This window comes from Leisingera sp. ANG-Vp (genome assembly GCF_000813725.1).
GTDB lineage: Bacteria > Pseudomonadota > Alphaproteobacteria > Rhodobacterales > Rhodobacteraceae > Leisingera.
The window spans coordinates 1-3204 of sequence record NZ_JWLD01000089.1 but is presented as its reverse complement, the minus strand read 5'-3'; the positions used below and the strand labels follow the sequence as shown (position 1 = coordinate 3204).

General features: G+C 51.0%; 3 protein-coding genes. 2 read left to right on the top strand and 1 reads right to left on the bottom strand.

What is annotated here, in order from left to right; genetic code table 11:
- The first annotated feature begins 333 nt into the window (after nucleotides 1-333).
- Nucleotides 334-1962: an RNA-directed DNA polymerase gene (locus tag RA20_RS22700; protein ID WP_241482317.1), complete on the top strand. Its 1629-nt coding sequence runs from the start codon at nucleotides 334-336 to the stop codon at nucleotides 1960-1962.
- Nucleotides 1952-2701, top strand: a complete 750-nt coding sequence (locus RA20_RS22695; RefSeq protein WP_039134371.1) for a hypothetical protein — start codon at nucleotides 1952-1954, stop codon at nucleotides 2699-2701. Before RA20_RS22700 ends, RA20_RS22695 begins: the two co-directional genes overlap by 11 nt.
- Nucleotides 2702-2862: 161 nt before the next feature.
- Here the strand turns inward: RA20_RS22695 and RA20_RS26010 are convergent.
- The coding region (locus RA20_RS26010) for a hypothetical protein (RefSeq protein ID WP_206540124.1) at nucleotides 2863-3204 on the bottom strand (342 nt) is incomplete at its 5' end.

The following is a 3204-nucleotide window of genomic DNA, read 5'->3' as shown; positions in this document are numbered from 1 at the left end:
CCCCGCCACTAAATCAATGAAATAGATATTCTGCCTAAAGTCTGCGGGTGGCTTCGAAACCGGTCAGTTTACACTCTGGTTTACACAGCTTGAGGTTCTCGGCCTGACTTACCCACTTTTTCCAAAGTGAATTGCCAGTTTGGAAGTGAAGTTTTGGCGTTCTTTGTAGGCGGAAGATGAGATCCTGATCGATCTCAGCCGATAATAGCGATCCGTCGCGAGTGCCGTTGGGTAATGCTGCGGGCTACAGAGGTGAACCTTGCTGGACTCTTTCTGAAACTACACCGTCTGGTAGCTCAAGTTGCTACAGGTAGGGCATAGAAAGGTTACATCTTGCAGGTTTCGCGTAATCACTTCCAAAGAGCTGCTCTAGAAATTGGTCAAAGCGGCGAGAATGATACGCTCCCATATGATATCGATGCTGGTTTTGTTCGCGACAAGGCTGAAGATTTTGCGGATATCTGCTTTGCACTGTTCCAGAAGATCGATGGGAAGAGCTTCAAAGAGGCGAGAAACTTTTTGAACGAACTCACGGTCGTTGCAGAGCGACTTCTCGCCCCATCTGGTTCCAACGGCTTCCGGATCACGACGAAAATTCACCCTTTCTGGAATTTGTACCTGAATGGTCTTGGTCTTGCAGTGGCAGAGGCGAATGAACCGAACCGAAGCGAGCGGGTACATTCATACAGGTTGGGAGGAGAAGCTCCGGCTTTCTTTGATCGGGCTCGTTCTTGGAGAACGTACAAGGAGGCGACCCTTAGAGAAGAAGCGCTACAGAAAGACGGATGCGTCATAGTCCAAACTGACATTTCCAGTTTTTATGAGCACATATACCACCATCGGCTCGAGAACGTTATCAAGGATCTCGGCGAAGCGAACTCTACTGTGGCCTTGCAGATCGATCGCATCCTCAGCAAGCTAGCAGCTGGGCGATCTTTCGGGCTTCCCGTTGGAGGCCAATGCGCTCGTATTCTCGCCGAAGCTATGATGACGCCGATTGACAGATCGTTGTCTGATGCAGGTATTGTCTGGCATCGGTACGTTGACGACTTCACATTAATCTGTGACTCACGGCAGCATGCGTACGAGGCGCTGTCTGTGTTGTCCCATGCTCTTGCCGACTATGGCCTTTCGCTGAATCGCACTAAGACTACGACGCTGAGTGCTAAGCACTATAGCGACTTCGTAGCAGCCCAGCTCGGCGAAGGTGAAGACGCAAGTGCTGACTTGAGAGACTTGGATCTTCACTTCGATCCTTACTCTGATACGGCGCAGGCGGAGTACGAACAACTCAAAGAGTCGTTCAAGAAGATCGATGTTCAATTCCTCATTGACCTGGAAAAAGAGAAATCCCAGCCAGATAGCTTCGTAGTTGCGCAAATCACTCGAGCGCTGAAGTTCCAGGAACCCAAGGTTGCGGCCCAGCTCTGTGAAACACTACTGGATGCCAGGAACCTTGACTCGTTTCGTGCGTCTTGGTCCAAAATTATGCGCGGTGTCTATGCAGTCCGAGCAAACGGTGAGTTCTCGGATTTCCACGCCCAGATAGACGAGCTTCTTGATCGAGTGATAGTTAGAGCTCCACACTTGCTCATGCCGGAAGCGAATGTGCTGCATTTCCTACGGGCCATTCGTTTCGCGCGATCAGATGCCCGCGGAACGTTCGTTAGAGGAACCTATGACCGCAGCTCGTCAGCAGCGGTCCGAAGGGCCTGCATTGATTGTTGGCATCACTGGTCCGATAGGACGGGGTTCAATTATGTACGTAACAGATGGCAAAACCTGACTGCCGATGAGCAGCGGATGTTCTGGCTTGCCGCTGGGAACTTTGGCGATGAAGGGAAGCATGCGCGTCAACAGCTCCTAGGATCACTGGCGCAATCTTGGCGTCTCGGATTCGAGACTGAGGAAGGGCCAAAATTCTCGGCATGTTACCAGGACTGGGTCAAAAATGGCGCTTAAAAGACTTCCTTTTCGTGATCCTAGGACGGTAGCAAGGGACATTCCTGGTGTTCTAGATATTCTGTTCCCTCGGCTCAGCGGAGGCTTGGTTGCTTCACTGAATCGAGATGCGTTCCGTTACAACGGGTTGGATCCAGTGCCAAATGAGCTAGTGGAGCAAAGCCAGCTTCAAAAGGCGATGCTCTTTGAGTTAGCGGTTGCGCGTGCTGAACTCATTCTCTCCAAGTCGGCGGAACCGGAGTGGCAGGAATGTATAAAAATTGCCTTAGAGCGGCAAAACCGACACTACGATGCTCGGCGGCCCGACACGATTGAAGAAAGCGACCAGAAGGTAGCGGAGCATGCAGCCCGAAACCTTGTAGAAATGTTGCGTCGGATTTCGGAAGAAAGAGGCCTCCAAATCGAACTTAGTCCGGTCATTCCTGGAATGGGGTGGATCGCCTCGGGAACGGGCGACTTCGCCATCGGCAAGGTCTTAATCGAGGTGAAGCACACTGATAGGAACTTCGTCGCCGGCGACTTCAGGCAAGTATTGATGTATTGGCTTTTGAAGTATGCGAGTGCGATTGAAAGCGACCATGAGGTCTGGACGGATTGTTTACTTCTAAATCCACGTCGGAACTACGGTCTCGCTGTCAACTTCGACAAATTGCTTCAGTCAGCCTCTTCGAACTCCAATAGAGTAGAGCTGTGCGAGGCGCTGCGCTCGATTGTTGAACATGACCTCCTTCGGAGGTAGCAACTTCCACATCCATTCGGCCTTCGATTCGCTAATCTGAAACCACCGTTTCAGTTGTCTAGGCCGGTTAGGAGAAGGTATGTTTCGGATTGATTGGACATCAGAGCAGTAAACGCGACGGGGTGGAGCGCTTTGTTCGGTGACCTGGGGCTCATGTCTTCTCAATCCTGATTGTGCTCCTTGGTGGCCTCTTCCGCACGTGGGGCGCGTGCGCTATGTCGTGCTGAGACGCGAAATCGTTCAAGTATTTTCGTTGAGTGACTGGCCTTTACGCTAGTAGTGTTGCCCAATCTGTCTTCATAACTTTCCAGTCTGGTTGGGATCTGAAGGCTCAAAGGCGGTTTACAGCGTTTTAGTTCGGTATTGATCTTATTGGATCTTTTGTGACCTTGGTTTACAAAAAAATCCTTTGAATTCAACGGTTTTTTCTGGACTTGAAAACCGTTGAACGTGAGAGCGTTCCCAGGGTTCGAATCCCTGTCTCCCCGCCACTCAATCAAGTC